Here is a 13991-nt window from a genome sequence, read left to right on the forward strand (position 1 = left end):
GCACACGCTACCTGGCGCCCCCGACAGGGCCCGCGACCACCCGGCGCCCACCACCGCCGCCGACGTTCTAGGCTGCCGTCATGGGAACCGCGCTCGTCACCGGCGCCACCGCCGGCCTCGGCCTGGAGTTCGTCTGGCAGCTCGCCACCGCGCGGCACGACGTCGTGCTGGTCGCGCGGGACGCCGACCGCCTGGAGGAGGTGGCCCGGCAGGTCCGCGCGGCCGCCGGGGTGCACGTGGAGATGCTGCCCGCCGACCTGGCCGACCCCGACGACCTCGAGCGCGTCGCAGCCCGCCTCCGTGCCGTGGGCGACGGCGACGGGCCCGACGCCCCCCGCCCTCGGCCCGTGGGGCTGCTCGTCAACAACGCGGGCTTCGCGACGGCGCAGCCGTTCGTGCGCGGCGACCTCGACGTCGAGCTGCGGGCCCTCGACGTCATGGTCCGGGCCGTGGTCGTGCTCTCGCACGCGGCGGCGGGCCAGATGACGGCACGCGGCCGTGGCGCGATCCTCAACGTCGCCTCCGTCGCCGCGCTCACGGCCGGCGGCAGCTACGCGGCCGCGAAGGCGTACGTGCGCTCGTTCACGGAGGGGCTCGCCGTCGAGCTCAAGGACACCGGCGTGACGGCGACCGTCGTGTGCCCCGGGTTCGTGCACACCGAGTTCCACGACCGCGCCGGGCTCGACATGGGCCAGATCCCCGAGCTCGGCTGGCTCGAGGCGCCCGAGGTCGTGGCCGAGGCGCTCGCGGACGTGCGCCGCGGCGCCGTCATCTCGACGCCGTCCGTGCGCTACAAGGCGGCGTCCGCGCTGCTGCGGGTGCTGCCGAGGTCCGCCGTCCGCGCCGTCGGCAAGTACCGCTGACCGCGCCGACGGCGGTCGAGGGGCCGGCGGTGACGGCGGGCCGTCAGCGGGAGGCCCGCTCCGCCGCCGCCCGGGCCGCCTCGGCCTCGGCCTTGCGGGCGTCGCGCAGCGCCTTCTCCAGCTCGCGGACCTTCTTCTGCGCCTCGCGCACCTTCTTCTCGGCCTCCTTGCGCCGGACGGCGGCCTTCTTCACCTTCGGGTCCGAGGCGTACGCCTCGACGACGGCGGCGACGTCGGACGGTGTCGCGTCGTCGTCGGCCGTGCCGCCCTCGCCGGCGTCGGCGCCCACGCCGGCGTCCTTCCCCACGACGTAGGCGGCGACCCCGTCGAGGGTGCGCTCGAGGCCCCACGCGACGTCGTCGACGTCGTCGAGCTCGGGCACCTCCGGCACGTACGTCCCCCGCTCGACGAGGGGCCGCAGGTACGGGAACCGCACCTCGTCGACGAGGGCGCGCAGCGTGTCGGCCATGCCGGTGGCGTCGTAGGCGCCGTCGTGCTGGTCGGCGGCGCGCTGCAGGTCGCGGCCCAGCATCGCGGCGTTGCGGGTGTAGCCGTTGACCAGCAGGATCGTCGCGACCTTCTCGGAGTCGTCGAGGGGCGCGGAGCGCAGGGCGCGCAGGCCGGCGTCCGCGGCGCGCAGGTTGTTGGGCGTCATGGGAGCGCCGGTGATGGGGATGTCGAGCACCCACGGGTGCCGGCGGTACGTCGCGAGCGTGAGGAGCGCCCACTCGCGGAGCTCGTTCCGCCAGTCGGCGGGGTCGTGGGCCGGCGGGAACTCGACGTCGAACGCCACCTCCTGCATGAGCAGCAGCAGGTCGTCCTTGCTCGTGACGTACCGGTACAGCGACATCGTCGTGAAGCCCAGGCTCTTGGCCACCCGGGCCATCGAGACCCCGGCCAGGCCCTCGGCGTCCGCGATCTCGACCGCGGCCTCGACGATCCGCTCGATGCTCAGCTCACGGCGGGGCACCCGCTCGGGGCGTTCGGCGACGCCCCAGGCGAGCGCGAGGCGAGGTGGCAGCTCTGGCGCGTCCGTCATGGCCTCATCATCTCCGATCCCGTCGCCTCGCCGCCCCGCCGCCCCCGGCCTGCCGAACATGGGGTTGATGGCCGATTCGGGGCTCGAATCGGCCATCAACCCCATGTTCGGCGCCGAGGAAGTCAGCGGGCCGTCCGACGGCGGTAGAGCAGGCTCCCGGAGACGACGCTCGCCGCCAGGAAGGCCAGCAGCCAGACGCACGCCGTGAGGATCGTGCCGCCGTCCGGCGTGCCCATGAGCAGCCCGCGGACCGACTCGATGATCGGCGTGAACGGCTGGTGCTCCGCGAAACCGTGCAGCCAGCCGGGCATCGTGTCGACGGGCACGAAGCCCGAGCTGAGGTAGGGCACGAACAGGAAGATCATGTTGACCGACTGCGACGAGTCGACGCTGAGCACCAGCCCGAGCGCGGCGCTGATCCAGGTGAACGTGAGCACGGACAGCGCGGCGAAGCCGGCGAAGCCGAGCCACCCGCCCAGGCCCGCCTCGGGCCGGAAGCCCATCGCCAGCGCGGCGAGGATCACCACCGCCGCGGAGGTGAGGTTGCGCACGACGCTCGCGACGACGTGCCCCCACAGCGGTGCCGGGCCGAGGATCGGCAGGGTCTTGAACCGGTCGATGGTGCCGGACGTCATGTCCTGCGCCACGGCGATCGCGGCGGTGGCGGAGTTCATCCCCAGGCACATGACGAGAACGCCCGGCACGACGTAGTCGATGTAGTCACCGCCGGTGCTTCCGGAGATCGCGCCGCCGAAGATGACGACGAACACGATCATGATGAGGACGGGCAGGGCGAACGCGGTGACGAGGCCGTCGACAGAGCGCAGCGTGCGGCGGGTCTCGCGGCGGGTCATCGTCACGACGTCGCGCAGGGGCGCACCCCGGTGGGCGCGGACGGCGGGCGGGCGGGTCGTGCCGGTGGGCGCGGGCAGGGTCGTGGTCATCGCAGGGCCTCCTCGGTGGCGGGGCGGTCGGTGCTCGGTGAGTCGGTGTCCGGTGTGTCGCTGCCGGGTGTGTCGCCGCGCCGTGCGTCGGTGTGGGGGACGCCGGAGAGAGTGTGCGGGCCGGTGAGAGCGAGGAAGACGTCGTCGAGCGTCGGCCGGACGACGCTCACGCCGACGACGGCGAGGTCGCGGGTCTCCGCCTGGTCGAGGACGTCGCGGATCGCGCGGACCGGCTCGGCGCTGGGGAACGTCAGGGCGAGGTCCTTCTCGTCCGTCTCCGCGGCGTCCAGGCCGGCGACGGGGAGCGTGCGGGCCGCAGCGAGGCTCGCGGCGTCGGAGAACGCGATCCGCACATGGTCGCCCGCCACGAGCGCCTTGAGCTCGGCGGCGGTGCCCCGCGCCGCGATGCGGCCCTCGGCGAGGACGGCGATCGTGTCGGCGAGGCGGTCGGCCTCCTCCAGGTACTGCGTGGTGAGCAGGATGGTCGTGCCGTCGGCGGCGAGCCCGCGCACGACCTCCCACAGCCGGGAGCGTGACGCCGGGTCGAGCCCGGTCGTCGGTTCGTCGAGCACGAGCACCTGCGGGTCGGCGACCAGGCTGATGGCCAGGTCGAGGCGTCGGCGCATGCCACCCGAGTAGGTGCCGACCGGGCGGCGCGCGGCGTCGGCGAGGTCGAAGCGCTCGAGCAGCTCGGCCGCGCGGCGGCGGACGGCGCGCCGGGGCAGGTGCGCGAGGTCCGCCATCATGACGAGGTTCTCCTCGCCGGTCTGGAACTCGTCGACCGACGCGTACTGCCCGGTCAGCGCGATGCTGCGCCGGACGGCAGCCGGGTCGTGAACGACGTCGGCGCCCGCGATCGTGGCGGTGCCGCCGTCCGGCCGCACCAGCGTGGTGAGGATGTTGACGGTGGTGGTCTTGCCCGCGCCGTTGGGCCCGAGCAGGGCGAAGATCTCGCCGCGGCGGACGGTGAGGTCGACGCCGCGCAGGACGTCGGTGCGCCCGTAGGCCTTGCGCAGGCCCCGCACGGCGATCATCGGGTCGTTCATGGCCGGTCCCTCCGAGTGTGTGTGTATGGCGTACACGAGTGTATGGCATACACGGAGTGTTGGCCATACGCGTCGTGTGCGTAATACGCGGACGGGTTCGCGGCGTGGCGGTGCTCAGGAGTCCTGCTCCGTGGTGCTCTGTGGCGCTCCGCGCCCGTACCCTGGAGCCCGTGACGACCGCCGACTTCTCCCCGACCCCCCGCGAGCAGCTGCGCGACCTCATCACCGAGCTCGCCGTCGTGCACGGGAAGGTGACGCTCTCCTCCGGCAAGGAGGCCGACTACTACGTCGACCTGCGCCGCATCACGCTGCACCACCGCGCCGCGCCGCTCGTGGGCCACGTTCTCCTGGACCACCTGGAGGAGGTCGGGCTCGGCACCGCCGAGATCGACGCCGCGGGCGGCCTCACCCTCGGGGCCGACCCGATCGCCGACGCCCTCCTGCACGCCGCCGCCTCCCGTGGCCAGGACCTCGACGCGTTCGTCGTGCGCAAGGCCAACAAGACGCACGGCATGCAGCGGCAGATCGAGGGACCGGACATCGAGGGCCGCGCCGTCGTCGTCGTCGAGGACACCTCGACGACCGGCGGTTCGCTGCTCCAGGCGATCGATGCCGTCGAGGAGGCCGGCGCCCGCATCAAGGGCGTGGCGACGCTCGTCGACCGCGCGACCGGCGCGAAGGAGAAGATCGAGGCGCGCGGCTACGACTACCACTACCTGTACGACCTGGCCGACCTGGGTCTCGCGTAAGCCTCGGCCGCGCAGCGGCCGAGCCTCGCGATCCTCGTGGTCCCGTCGTCGGGCTCGGTCTCGTGCGCCGGCGTGCGTCGCTCCCCGCGTGCGGCACGCCGAGGACGTCGGCGTGCCGCAAGGGCCGCCGGGGCCTCGACGTCGTCGACGCCAGGCCGGCCTCCCGGGGCCGCGGCCTACCTGCCGCGCTGACGGCCGCGGCGGACCGACGCCTCAGACCCGGCCGACGAGGTCCGCGACGGAGTCGACCACGTGCGTGGGGCGGAACGGGTAGGTGTCGACCTCGGCGGCCGTCGTCGACCCGGTCATGACGAGGAACGTCTCGAGGCCCGCCTCGATGCCCGCGACGACGTCGGTGTCCATGCGGTCGCCGATCATCGCCGTCGTCTCGGAGTGCGCCTCGATACGGTTGAGCGCCGAGCGGAACATCATCGGGTTCGGCTTGCCCACGTAGTACGGCGAGCGGCCGGTGGCGGCCTGGATCATCGCGGCCACCGCGCCCGTGGCCGGCAGCGGCCCCTCCGCGGACGGCCCGGTCGTGTCCGGATTGGTGGCGATGAACCGGGAGCCGTCGCGCACCAGTCGGATCGCCTTGGTGATGGCCTCGAAGGAGTACGTGCGGGTCTCGCCCAGCACCACGTAGTCCGGGCTCGACTCGGTGAGCGTGTACCCGGCCTCGTACAGGGCCGTGGTGAGCCCGGCCTCGCCGATCACGTACGCCGACCCGCTCGGCACCTGGTCCGTGAGGAACTGCGCCGTCGCGAGGGCGGACGTCCAGATGGCCTCCTCCGGCAGGTCGATGCCGGACGTCGCCAGGCGGGCCCGCAGGTCGCGTGCCGTGAAGATCGAGTTGTTCGTGAGAACGAGGAAGGGACGCTCGGCGTCGCGCAGCGCGCGCACGAACTCGGGGGCTCCGGGGATCGCGCGGCCCTCGTGCACGAGGACGCCGTCCATGTCGGTGAGCCAGGACTGGATGGTGCGTGCGGTCACGCCCACACCCTAGTCACGCTTGCTCCGCGGGCGCTCTACGACGCCCGGCTACGCTGCCCTGCGTGACCAACCCTCCCCGGCCCTCCGGCCGCTCGTCCGGTCCCGGACCGTCCCACCGCCACGCCTCCCCCCGCCGGTCGGGGTCCACGCCGGCGGCGTGGGCCGTGACGCTCGGCAACGCGGTGCGTGGCGGTGCGGTGGGTGCCGCGGAGTCGGTGCCGGGGGTCTCGGGCGGGACGATCGCGCTGGTCGTGGGCCTGTACGACCGGCTCCTGGCCGCGGCGAGCCAGGTGGTGCACGCCGGGCGCGAGCTGGTGCAGGGCCTGGCGCAGCGGCGGGGCCTGCGGCCAGCGGGCGCCGCGCTGGCGCGGGTGGACTGGCGTTTCCTGGTGCCCGTGCTGGTGGGCATGGTCGTGGTGCTGCTGGTGTCGCTGTCGACGATCGCGCCGCTGCTGGAGTCCCACCCGGTCCCGATGCGCGCGCTGTTCTTCGGCATGATCGCGGTGTCCGTGGCGGTGCCGGTCCGCATGATGCCGCACCGGGTCCGTGCGGGTGACGTGGTGCTGGGGCTCGCCGCGGCCGCGGCGGCGTTCTTCCTCACCGGGCTGCCCGCCGCCGAGCTGTCCGACCCGCCGCTGTGGCTCGTGTTCGCCGGCGCCGCGGTCGCGATCAACGCCCTGGTGCTGCCCGGGGTGTCCGGGTCGTTCGTGCTGCTGGCGATGGGCCTGTACGTCCCGGTCACCGACGCCCTGCACGAGCGCGACCTCGCCGTGATCGGGACCTTCCTGCTCGGCGCCGCGATCGGGCTCGCGTCCTTCGTCAAGCTGCTGCACTGGCTGCTCGACCACCGCCGCCAGGGCACGATGGCGGTCCTCGCGGGCCTCATGCTCGGCTCCCTGCGAGCCCTGTGGCCCTGGCAGGAGGACGACGGTTCGCTGCTCGCCCCGACCGGCGGCCTGGTCGGCCCGCTGCTGCTCGCCCTCGCCGGCGCCGCCGTCGTCCTGACCGCCCTGTGGTGGGAGAGCCGCCGCGCATGAGCGTCCCGCGATCCTCCGGTGGGGCGGACCGCGAGGTCGGCGTCGGCCCCTGGGAAGGCCCGTGGCCCGACGACCCCCGCTACGACCCGGAGCTCCTGGAGCACGGCGACCGGCGCAACGTCGTCGACCGGTACCGGTACTGGACGGTGGAGGCCGTGCGTGCCGACCTGGACGCGCGCCGCCCTGCCGGGCGGTCCCTGCACGTCGCCATCGAGAACTGGGCGCACGACCTCAACATCGGGTCGGTGGTCCGCACGGCGAACGCGTTCAACGCGGCCGGCGTGCACGTCGTCGGCCGACGCCGGTGGAACCGGCGCGGCGCGATGGTCACCGACCGCTACCTGCACACCCATCACCACGCCGACGCCCAGGAGCTCGCCACCTGGGCCGCCGGCGAGGGCCTGGACGTCGTCGGCGTCGACAACGTGCCCGGGTCGGTGCCGCTCGAGACGTACGCGCTGCCGCCGCGGTGCGTGCTGCTCTTCGGGCAGGAGTCGGCCGGCCTGACGCCGGCGGCCCAGGCGGTGTGCACCGCCGTCGTGCACATCGCGCAGCACGGGTCGACACGCTCGCTCAACGCGGGCGCGGCGGCCGCGATCGCGATCCACGGCTGGGCGTCGACGTGGCTGGCGCCGTCTCACGGAGCCGACGGCATGTGACTGTCATGACCCGGACGTGAGAAAATCCGGATGCATGCGGGCCTGACGGAGCCCCGGCGCGACGTTGCGGCCCGATGCGTCCTCGTACGTTCCCTCATTGGAGTACCGCAGATGCCTATCGCAACCCCCGAGGTCTACGCCGAGATGATCGACCGGGCGAAGGCCGGCAAGTTCGCCTACCCCGCCGTCAACATCACCTCGTCGCAGACCGTGACCGCCGCGCTCCAGGGCTTCGCCGAGGCCGAGTCCGACGGCATCATCCAGGTCTCCGTGGGCGGTGGCGAGTACGCCTCGGGCGCCACGATCAAGGACCGCGTGGTGGGTTCGCTGGCCCTCGCCGCGTACGCGACCGAGGTCGCGAAGAACTACCCGGTGAACATCGCGATCCACACCGACCACTGCGTCAAGAAGAACCTGGACTCCTGGGTCCGCCCGCTGCTGGCCCTCGAGGCCGAGCAGGTCAAGGCCGGCAAGAACCCGACGTTCCAGTCGCACATGTTCGACGGCTCCGACATCCCGCTGGATGAGAACCTCGTCATCGCCGCCGAGCTGCTCGAGCTGTCGCAGGCCGCGCGCACCATCCTCGAGATCGAGGTCGGCGTCGTCGGCGGCGAGGAGGACGGCCACGAGGCCGAGATCAACGAGAAGCTCTACACCACGGCCGAGGACGGTCTGGCCACGGTCAAGGCGCTCGGCGCCGGCGAGAAGGGGCGCTACCTCACCGCGCTGACCTTCGGCAACGTGCACGGCGTGTACAAGCCGGGCGCCGTGAAGCTGCGCCCGGGGATCCTCGCGGACATCCAGAAGGCCGTCGGCGACGAGATCGGCAAGGAGAACCCGTTCGACCTGGTCTTCCACGGCGGCTCCGGCTCGACGGCCGAGGAGATCGCCCAGGCCGTCGACAACGGCGTCATCAAGATGAACATCGACACCGACACGCAGTACGCGTTCACGCGCCCGGTCGTCGAGCACATGTTCAAGAACTACGACGGTGTGCTCAAGATCGACGGCGAGGTCGGCAACAAGAAGGCCTACGACCCGCGTGCGTGGGGCAAGCTGGCCGAGGCCGGCATGGCGACCCGCATCGTCGAGGCCTGCCAGCAGCTGCGTTCGGCCGGCCACAAGATGTGACTCTCGCCCCCGGCGAGCCGGCGCGGCTCCGCGCCGAGTCACGAACGCCCCCTCCGCCCGCACGGGCGGAGGGGGCGTTCGCGCGCGGGCGGCCGGGCGCTACTGCGGCGTGCGCCGACCGCTCGACGTGGACCCGTCGAGCTCGAAGCCCGGGTCGTCGTCGACGATGTCCAGCAGCTCGCCGATCCGCGTCACCTCGAGCAGGAACCGCACCGTCGGCGGCGCGCGCAGCACCCGGACGCGGTGCGGGCTGCGCGAGGCGAGCCGCGCGAGGAACGCGACGCCGGAGGAGTCCATGAACGTCACGTGGTGGGCGTCGAGCTCCACCGGCAGGCCGGAGGCCTCGGCGTCGGCGATGGCCTCGCTCAGCTCGGCGCCGATGTCGGCGTCGATCTCGCCCGAGAGCACGATGCGCGCCCGGGAGGTGCCCATGATGACGTGGACGCTGGCGGGGTCGCCGACGTCCGGGCGCGCGTCGTCGGGCACGTCCGCGGACAGCGGATCAGGCAGGTTCGGTTTCGATCCGTCGTGCACGGTGCTCCTTCCACGCGCCGGGGCGCTCGCTCGAGTCTCGGCGGACACCAATCTACGGTTGAATGACCAGCGAGAACACCAAGCGCGGCGGGAAACCACGGTATCGGAGGCATTATGACCGAATCATCCGGTCCTGTGCCCCCCGTCTCGGAGGAAATGTTGGGCGCCGCGCTGTCGGGCGCGATCCTTCCGGTCTTCGTCACCGGGTCCTGGGACGACGGCATGCCCGTGCTGTGGGTCAACGAGTCCTTCACACGCACCACCGGCATCCGGGCGGACGACCTCCGGCGCCGCGGCGCCCACCCCCTGCTCTCCCTCGTCGAGGACGACCCCGAACGCACCCCGAGCCAGATCGCGCTGCGGGCCGGCCGCCCCACCGCGCGGATGATCAAGGGGCACCGGCCCGACGGCGTCGACACCTGGTGGCACGTGACCATGTCCCCGCTGCCGGACGGCGACGGCGACGTGCCGTACTGGCTCGGCGCCGCGACCGACGTGTCCGGCTTCGTCGAGCAGCACGCCGCCCAGCTCGCCTCGCTCGAGGTCGAGCGCCGCGAGCGTGCCGACCTCGACCTCATCGCCCAGACCACCGAGCTGCTCGGCGACCTGGAGTACCCGTACGCCCTGCGCGACATCGCCGACCTGCTGCGGTCCCTCGTGCCGTGGGCGGGCTTCTACCTCAACGACGACGGGCTCGTCTTCGCCGAGGGCGTCGACGTCATGTCCCCGCCGAGCGGCCGGGGCCGGCGCCACGCCCGGTACGTCCCCGAGTCGACCGTCCTCGACCGGGAGCTGGCCGCCGCCCACGGCGACGAGGGCACCCGGGAGCCGCACCGGGCCGACCAGGTGCAGGACCTCCTCGACGGCGTCGTCGACGGCCCGGTGCTGCTGCCCCTCGGCGTGCCGTACCCGGCGCACTCGGCGTCCGGGTGGCTGCGGCGCGACCTCGTGCGCCGCGTCGTCGAGGAGACCGGCGCGGTGCCGAGCTCCGTCGTCGTGCACGCCGTCGCCGGGCGCCGCCGCGTCCTCGGGCTGCTCGTGAGCTGGCACGGCGAGGGCACCACCATCGAGGGCCCGGCGCGGGACGAGGAGCCGCGGTCGGCGTACACCGGCCACCAGCACATCGACACGGTCGTCGAGGTGGTGGCGCGCCGCGCCGGCACCGCGATCGACAACGCCCGCCTGTACGCACGCGAGCACCGGCTCGCCGAGGCGCTGCAGCGCGCGATGCTGCCCGAGCAGGCCGACGTCCCCGGCCTCGACGTGTGGACCTACTACGCCCCGAACGCCGAGCACGCGCAGGTCGGCGGCGACTGGTACGACGTCGTGCAGATCTCGGCAGGCACCGTCGGGCTCGTCGTCGGCGACGTCGTCGGGCACGACGTCGAGGCCGCGGCTGCGATGGGGCAGCTGCGGTCCGTGGTGCGGTCCTACGCCTTCGAGCTCGCCACCCCCGGCATCGTCGTCGACCGGGTCGACCAGCTCGTCACGGGCATGCGCATCCCCCGGTCCGCGTCGATGGTGTACGCCACGCTGGAGCAGCAGCCGGGCGGTGTGTGGCGCGTCCTCTACACACGCGCCGGGCACCTGCCGCCCCTGCTGCTGCGCGACGCGAAGGTCACCCAGCTCGCCGACGCCGGCGGCTCGCTCATCGGGTTCGGCTCAGAGCCCCGCACCACCGCCCAGGCGGAGCTCCGGCCCGGCGACGTGCTGCTGTTCTACACGGACGGGCTCATCGAGCGGCGGGACCGCTCCCTGAAGATCGGGCTCGACGCCCTCATCGAGGCCTCGGCCCGGATCACCGCCCGGGACGCCGCCGGCGTGGGGGAGGAGCTGCTGTCCCGGCTCGCCGACGCGCCCGAGGACGACGTCGCGCTCGTCGTCGTGCGGGTGCCGGACCCCGTGGTCGACGCGCAGGTGCAGCCGCTCAGCCCGCGCTCGCGGCGCTGGCTGCTGCCCAGCGAGCCCGCCTCCATCGGCCGTGCCCGGCACGCCGTGCTGCGCACCTGCCAGGCGTGGGGCCTGCCGGAGTCCGCCGCGGCGGAGCTCGTCGTCTCCGAGCTCGTCGCCAACGGCGTGCTGCACGGGTGGGGCAACATCGCGCTGCGGCTCTACGACACGGGCGACGGGCTGCGCATCGAGGTCGAGGACTCCAACCCGGCCCCACCGGTGTCCACCGACGGGCACCCGAACCGCGTCGGGGGCTTCGGCATGCAGATCGTCGAGCGGCTCGCCGACTGGGGGTGGCGGCCCGCCGGGTCCGGCAAGCTGGTGTGGGCGAAGCTGCGTCCGTCGCCTGCGTGACCTCTGGTTGCGACCGCAACCGGGGCCGGGCCGGGCGAGGCGGGGGGCGTGCGCCCCGAGGCGCGCCATCCGCCGCGCTCGTCCCTCGCGCGGCTCCCGCCAGACCCAGCCAGCCTCGGGGCACACGCCCCCGCCCCGCCCGGCGTGACCGGGTGCGGGCCGTGGCTGTCGCGGCTCCCGCCAGGTCCAGCCAGCCTCTCGGCACGGGCAGCCCGGATCCGGGCGGCCTGGGGGCTGCGGGCCGGCGTCCGACGCGGGGTCAGGGGAGGAGCGCGGCGACCTCCTCGGGCGAGGTGCCGGAGTCGCGGAGGAACTGCTCGCAGCGCTGCGCCTCGTCCTCCTCGCCGATGTGGTGCGCCGCCCGGGAGAGTGCCAGCAGCGCGCGGAGGAAGCCCTGGTTCGGCGCGTGGTCGGCGGGAACCGGGCCTTGGCCGCGCCAGCCGGCGCGGCGCAGCGCGTCCAGGCCGCGGTGGTACCCGGTGCGGGCGTACGCGTACGCGGTGACCGCCCGGGCCGCACCGGGGCCGTCGGCGCCGTCGGGGCTGTCCGGGCCGTCGTCGAGCGTCTGCTCGGCGAGCACCGCCCAGGCGAGGCTGGACGACGGGTGGTCGGCGGCGAGCCGGGCGGGGTCCTCGCCGGTGTCCAGCCCTTCGCGCACCTGCGGGTGGTCGTCGGGGAGCAGGGTCGGGGGAGGGCCGGCGAGCAGGGAGTCGCGGTGCTGGGAGCTCATGGGGCCATTGTGGTGGACAGCGGGACCCGGGCGCGCGGGGCGCGGCCGGGCACGCGTTCGACGGTCGGGCCGGCCCGGACCCGGGTAGGCTCGGGGACATGATCGAGATCGCGACGTCCTCGGCGACGACGACGCTCGTGATCGCCGGTGACCTCGACCTGGCGGAGCGGGACCAGTTCCCGGAGATCGCGGCGCGCGTCGTCGGGCTGCGCCGCCAGCTCCTCGTCATCGACATGTGCCGGGTGACGTTCATGGACTCCACCGGCGCGGCGTTCCTCATCTCGCTGGCGGACTCCGGTCGTAAGCGCGGCGGCGCCACCGTGCTGCGGGGCGCGGACGAGCGCGACCTGTTCGTGCTCGAGGTGTGCGGGGCCCTCGACCTCTTCCGCATCGACCGCGACCACCGCTGCGAGACGCCCACCCCCGCCGCGGGCACCCCGCTGCCGCACCGGCACCGCCCCGCCTGACGCGCCCCGCCGCCGCGACCCGTGCGCGGCGGACGGCGCGCGTCCCGGCTGCGCGGACGCTCGCGGGTAGACTCGGGCGCGGCCCGGACCCGACCCGCCCGCGACGACCGCCCGGCGGCCATCCTCCCGGGCCTCGTCGATGCGAGGAGAGTGGGAATCCCATGCCAGCCGTGGTGCTCGTCGGCGCCCAGTGGGGCGACGAGGGCAAGGGAAAGGCGACGGACCTGCTCGGGTCCGACGTCGACTACGTCGTGAAGTTCAACGGCGGCAACAACGCGGGCCACACCGTCGTCATCGGCGACGAGAAGTACGCCCTGCACCTGCTGCCGTCGGGCATCCTGTCGCCGGGCGTCGTCCCGGTGATCGGCAACGGCGTCGTCGTGGACATCGACGTGCTCTTCGAGGAGCTGGACGCCCTGAACGCGCGGGGCGTCGACACGTCGCGGCTGCTGGTGTCGTCCCAGGCGCACGTCATCGCCGGCTACCACCGCACCGTCGACAAGGTCACCGAGCGGTTCCTCGGCAAGCGACGGATCGGCACCACCGGGCGCGGCATCGGCCCGGCGTACGCGGACAAGATCAACCGCGTCGGCATCCGCATCTCCGACCTCTTCGACCCGAAGATCCTCGCGGAGAAGGTCGAGGGCGCGCTCGACCAGAAGAACCACCTGCTCGTGAAGGTGTACAACCGCCGCGCGGTCGACGTCGACGAGACGGTCGACGAGCTGCTGGCGCACGCCGAGCGGCTCCGCCCGATGGTCGCGAACACGCCGCTCGTGCTGAACGAGGCCCTCGACGCCGGCAAGAACGTGCTGTTCGAGGCCGGCCAGGCCACCATGCTCGACGTCGACCACGGCACCTACCCGTTCGTGACGTCGTCCAACGCCACCGCGGGCGGCGCGGTGACCGGGTCCGGCATCGGGCCCACCCGCATCGACTCAGTCATCGGCGTCATCAAGGCGTACACGACGCGCGTCGGCGAGGGGCCGTTCCCCACCGAGCTCTTCGACGACATGGGCGAGCACCTGCTCAAGACCGGCGGCGAGTACGGCGTCACCACCGGCCGCGCCCGCCGCTGCGGGTGGTACGACTCCGTCATCGCCCGGTACGCGTCGCGCGTCAACGGGCTCACCGACATGGTCGTCACCAAGCTTGACGTGCTCACCGGCATGGAGAAGGTGCCGGTCTGCGTGGCCTACGACGTCGACGGCACCCGCTACGACGAGATGCCCGACGACCAGACGGCGTTCCACCACGCGACGCCGATCTACGAGGAGCTCCCCGGCTGGTGGGAGGACATCTCCGGCGCCCGGACGATCGACGACCTGCCCGCCAACGCCCAGGCGTACCTGCGGCACCTGGAGGACATCTCCGGCTGCCGCATCTCCGCGGTCGGCGTCGGCCCGCGGCGCGACGAGATCATCCCGGTGCACGACCTGATCCACGCCCGCTGACGATCGTCCCGGTTCTGCGGGCCACCCGGCCCGAAGCCCGCAGA

At 73.6% G+C, this 13991-nt stretch carries 14 protein-coding genes; 8 read left to right on the plus strand and 6 right to left on the minus strand.

What is annotated here, in order from left to right:
* The first annotated feature begins 80 nt into the window (after positions 1–80).
* Entirely contained in the window at positions 81–863 is a 783-nt protein-coding gene (locus EYB28_RS03570; RefSeq protein ID WP_166844918.1) for an SDR family oxidoreductase, read from the plus strand.
* A gap of 43 nt (positions 864–906) precedes the next feature.
* On the opposite strand, the gene EYB28_RS03575 is transcribed toward EYB28_RS03570, so the two are convergent.
* The 3 genes from EYB28_RS03575 to EYB28_RS03585 form a co-directional block, all read right to left on the minus strand.
* Positions 907–1902, minus strand: coding sequence for a TetR/AcrR family transcriptional regulator (locus EYB28_RS03575; protein WP_166844920.1), 996 nt, complete (start codon positions 1900–1902; stop codon positions 907–909).
* 122 nt (positions 1903–2024) lie between these two features.
* Positions 2025–2846, minus strand: coding sequence for an ABC transporter permease (locus EYB28_RS03580; protein ID WP_166844922.1), 822 nt, complete (start codon positions 2844–2846; stop codon positions 2025–2027).
* Positions 2843–3892: an ATP-binding cassette domain-containing protein gene (locus tag EYB28_RS03585; RefSeq protein WP_166844924.1), complete on the minus strand. Its 1050-nt coding sequence runs from the start codon at positions 3890–3892 to the stop codon at positions 2843–2845. The genes EYB28_RS03580 and EYB28_RS03585 overlap by 4 nt, the downstream gene beginning before the upstream one ends.
* A gap of 170 nt (positions 3893–4062) precedes the next feature.
* On the opposite strand from EYB28_RS03585, the gene pyrE reads away from it, so the two are divergent.
* Entirely contained in the window at positions 4063–4641 is a 579-nt protein-coding gene (gene pyrE, locus EYB28_RS03590) for an orotate phosphoribosyltransferase (RefSeq protein ID WP_166844926.1), read from the plus strand.
* A 213-nt stretch (positions 4642–4854) separates the two neighbouring features.
* Here pyrE and EYB28_RS03595 read toward each other — a convergent pair whose 3' ends face one another.
* Complete coding sequence (locus EYB28_RS03595; RefSeq protein WP_166851624.1) at positions 4855–5595, minus strand: HAD-IIA family hydrolase; 741 nt, start codon at positions 5593–5595, stop codon at positions 4855–4857.
* A 98-nt stretch (positions 5596–5693) separates the two neighbouring features.
* Between EYB28_RS03595 and EYB28_RS03600 the strand changes: the two genes are divergently transcribed.
* The 3 genes from EYB28_RS03600 to fbaA all read left to right on the plus strand — a co-directional run bounded on the left by EYB28_RS03600 (position 5694) and on the right by fbaA (position 8458).
* Positions 5694–6668, plus strand: a complete 975-nt coding sequence (locus EYB28_RS03600; protein ID WP_166844928.1) for a DUF368 domain-containing protein — start codon at positions 5694–5696, stop codon at positions 6666–6668.
* Complete coding sequence (locus EYB28_RS03605; RefSeq protein ID WP_166844930.1) at positions 6665–7327, plus strand: RNA methyltransferase; 663 nt, start codon at positions 6665–6667, stop codon at positions 7325–7327. The genes EYB28_RS03600 and EYB28_RS03605 overlap by 4 nt, the downstream gene beginning before the upstream one ends.
* Positions 7328–7438: 111 nt before the next feature.
* Positions 7439–8458: a class II fructose-bisphosphate aldolase gene (fbaA, locus tag EYB28_RS03610; protein ID WP_166844932.1), complete on the plus strand. Its 1020-nt coding sequence runs from the start codon at positions 7439–7441 to the stop codon at positions 8456–8458.
* A 99-nt stretch (positions 8459–8557) separates the two neighbouring features.
* Here fbaA and EYB28_RS03615 read toward each other — a convergent pair whose 3' ends face one another.
* The gene (locus tag EYB28_RS03615) at positions 8558–8992 is read right to left on the minus strand and encodes an STAS domain-containing protein (protein WP_240930372.1); all 435 of its coding nucleotides are present in this window, start codon (positions 8990–8992) and stop codon (positions 8558–8560) included.
* A gap of 135 nt (positions 8993–9127) precedes the next feature.
* Here EYB28_RS03615 and EYB28_RS03620 point away from each other — a divergent pair, with 135 nt between their 5' ends.
* Entirely contained in the window at positions 9128–11296 is a 2169-nt protein-coding gene (locus EYB28_RS03620; protein WP_370459435.1) for a SpoIIE family protein phosphatase, read from the plus strand.
* Between the two features lie 259 nt (positions 11297–11555).
* Here the strand turns inward: EYB28_RS03620 and EYB28_RS03625 are convergent, their stop codons facing one another.
* Positions 11556–12026, minus strand: coding sequence for a DUF3151 domain-containing protein (locus EYB28_RS03625; protein WP_166844935.1), 471 nt, complete (start codon positions 12024–12026; stop codon positions 11556–11558).
* Positions 12027–12124: 98 nt separating this feature from the next.
* Between EYB28_RS03625 and EYB28_RS03630 the strand changes: the two genes are divergently transcribed.
* Together EYB28_RS03630 and EYB28_RS03635 are read left to right on the plus strand one after the other, a co-directional pair.
* Positions 12125–12493 carry an STAS domain-containing protein gene (locus EYB28_RS03630; protein ID WP_166844937.1) on the plus strand — a complete coding sequence of 123 codons (369 nt, stop codon included), beginning with the start codon at positions 12125–12127 and terminating at the stop codon, positions 12491–12493.
* A gap of 161 nt (positions 12494–12654) precedes the next feature.
* Positions 12655–13947 carry an adenylosuccinate synthase gene (locus EYB28_RS03635; RefSeq protein WP_166844939.1) on the plus strand — a complete coding sequence of 431 codons (1293 nt, stop codon included), beginning with the start codon at positions 12655–12657 and terminating at the stop codon, positions 13945–13947.
* Positions 13948–13991: the final 44 nt, after the last annotated feature.

The sequence above is a fragment of the Isoptericola sp. BMS4 genome (genome assembly GCF_011634835.1).
In the GTDB taxonomy this organism is placed as follows: Bacteria; Actinomycetota; Actinomycetes; order Actinomycetales; family Cellulomonadaceae; genus Isoptericola.

Bases quoted from the DNA above. Each gene is read 5' to 3' on its own strand.
- EYB28_RS03595 (WP_166851624.1), bottom strand. From the start codon at position 5,595: ATGGACGGCGTCCTCGTGCACGAGGGCCGCGCGATCCCCGGAGCCCCC.
- EYB28_RS03585 (WP_166844924.1), bottom strand. From the start codon at position 3,892: ATGAACGACCCGATGATCGCCGTGCGGGGCCTGCGCAAGGCCTACGGG.
- EYB28_RS03575 (WP_166844920.1), bottom strand. From the start codon at position 1,902: ATGACGGACGCGCCAGAGCTGCCACCTCGCCTCGCGCTCGCCTGGGGC.
- EYB28_RS03635 (WP_166844939.1), top strand. From the start codon at position 12,655: ATGCCAGCCGTGGTGCTCGTCGGCGCCCAGTGGGGCGACGAGGGCAAG.
- EYB28_RS03570 (WP_166844918.1), top strand. From the start codon at position 81: ATGGGAACCGCGCTCGTCACCGGCGCCACCGCCGGCCTCGGCCTGGAG.
- EYB28_RS03605 (WP_166844930.1), top strand. From the start codon at position 6,665: ATGAGCGTCCCGCGATCCTCCGGTGGGGCGGACCGCGAGGTCGGCGTC.
- EYB28_RS03630 (WP_166844937.1), top strand. From the start codon at position 12,125: ATGATCGAGATCGCGACGTCCTCGGCGACGACGACGCTCGTGATCGCC.
- fbaA (WP_166844932.1), top strand. From the start codon at position 7,439: ATGCCTATCGCAACCCCCGAGGTCTACGCCGAGATGATCGACCGGGCG.
- EYB28_RS03625 (WP_166844935.1), bottom strand. From the start codon at position 12,026: ATGAGCTCCCAGCACCGCGACTCCCTGCTCGCCGGCCCTCCCCCGACC.
- EYB28_RS03580 (WP_166844922.1), bottom strand. From the start codon at position 2,846: ATGACCACGACCCTGCCCGCGCCCACCGGCACGACCCGCCCGCCCGCC.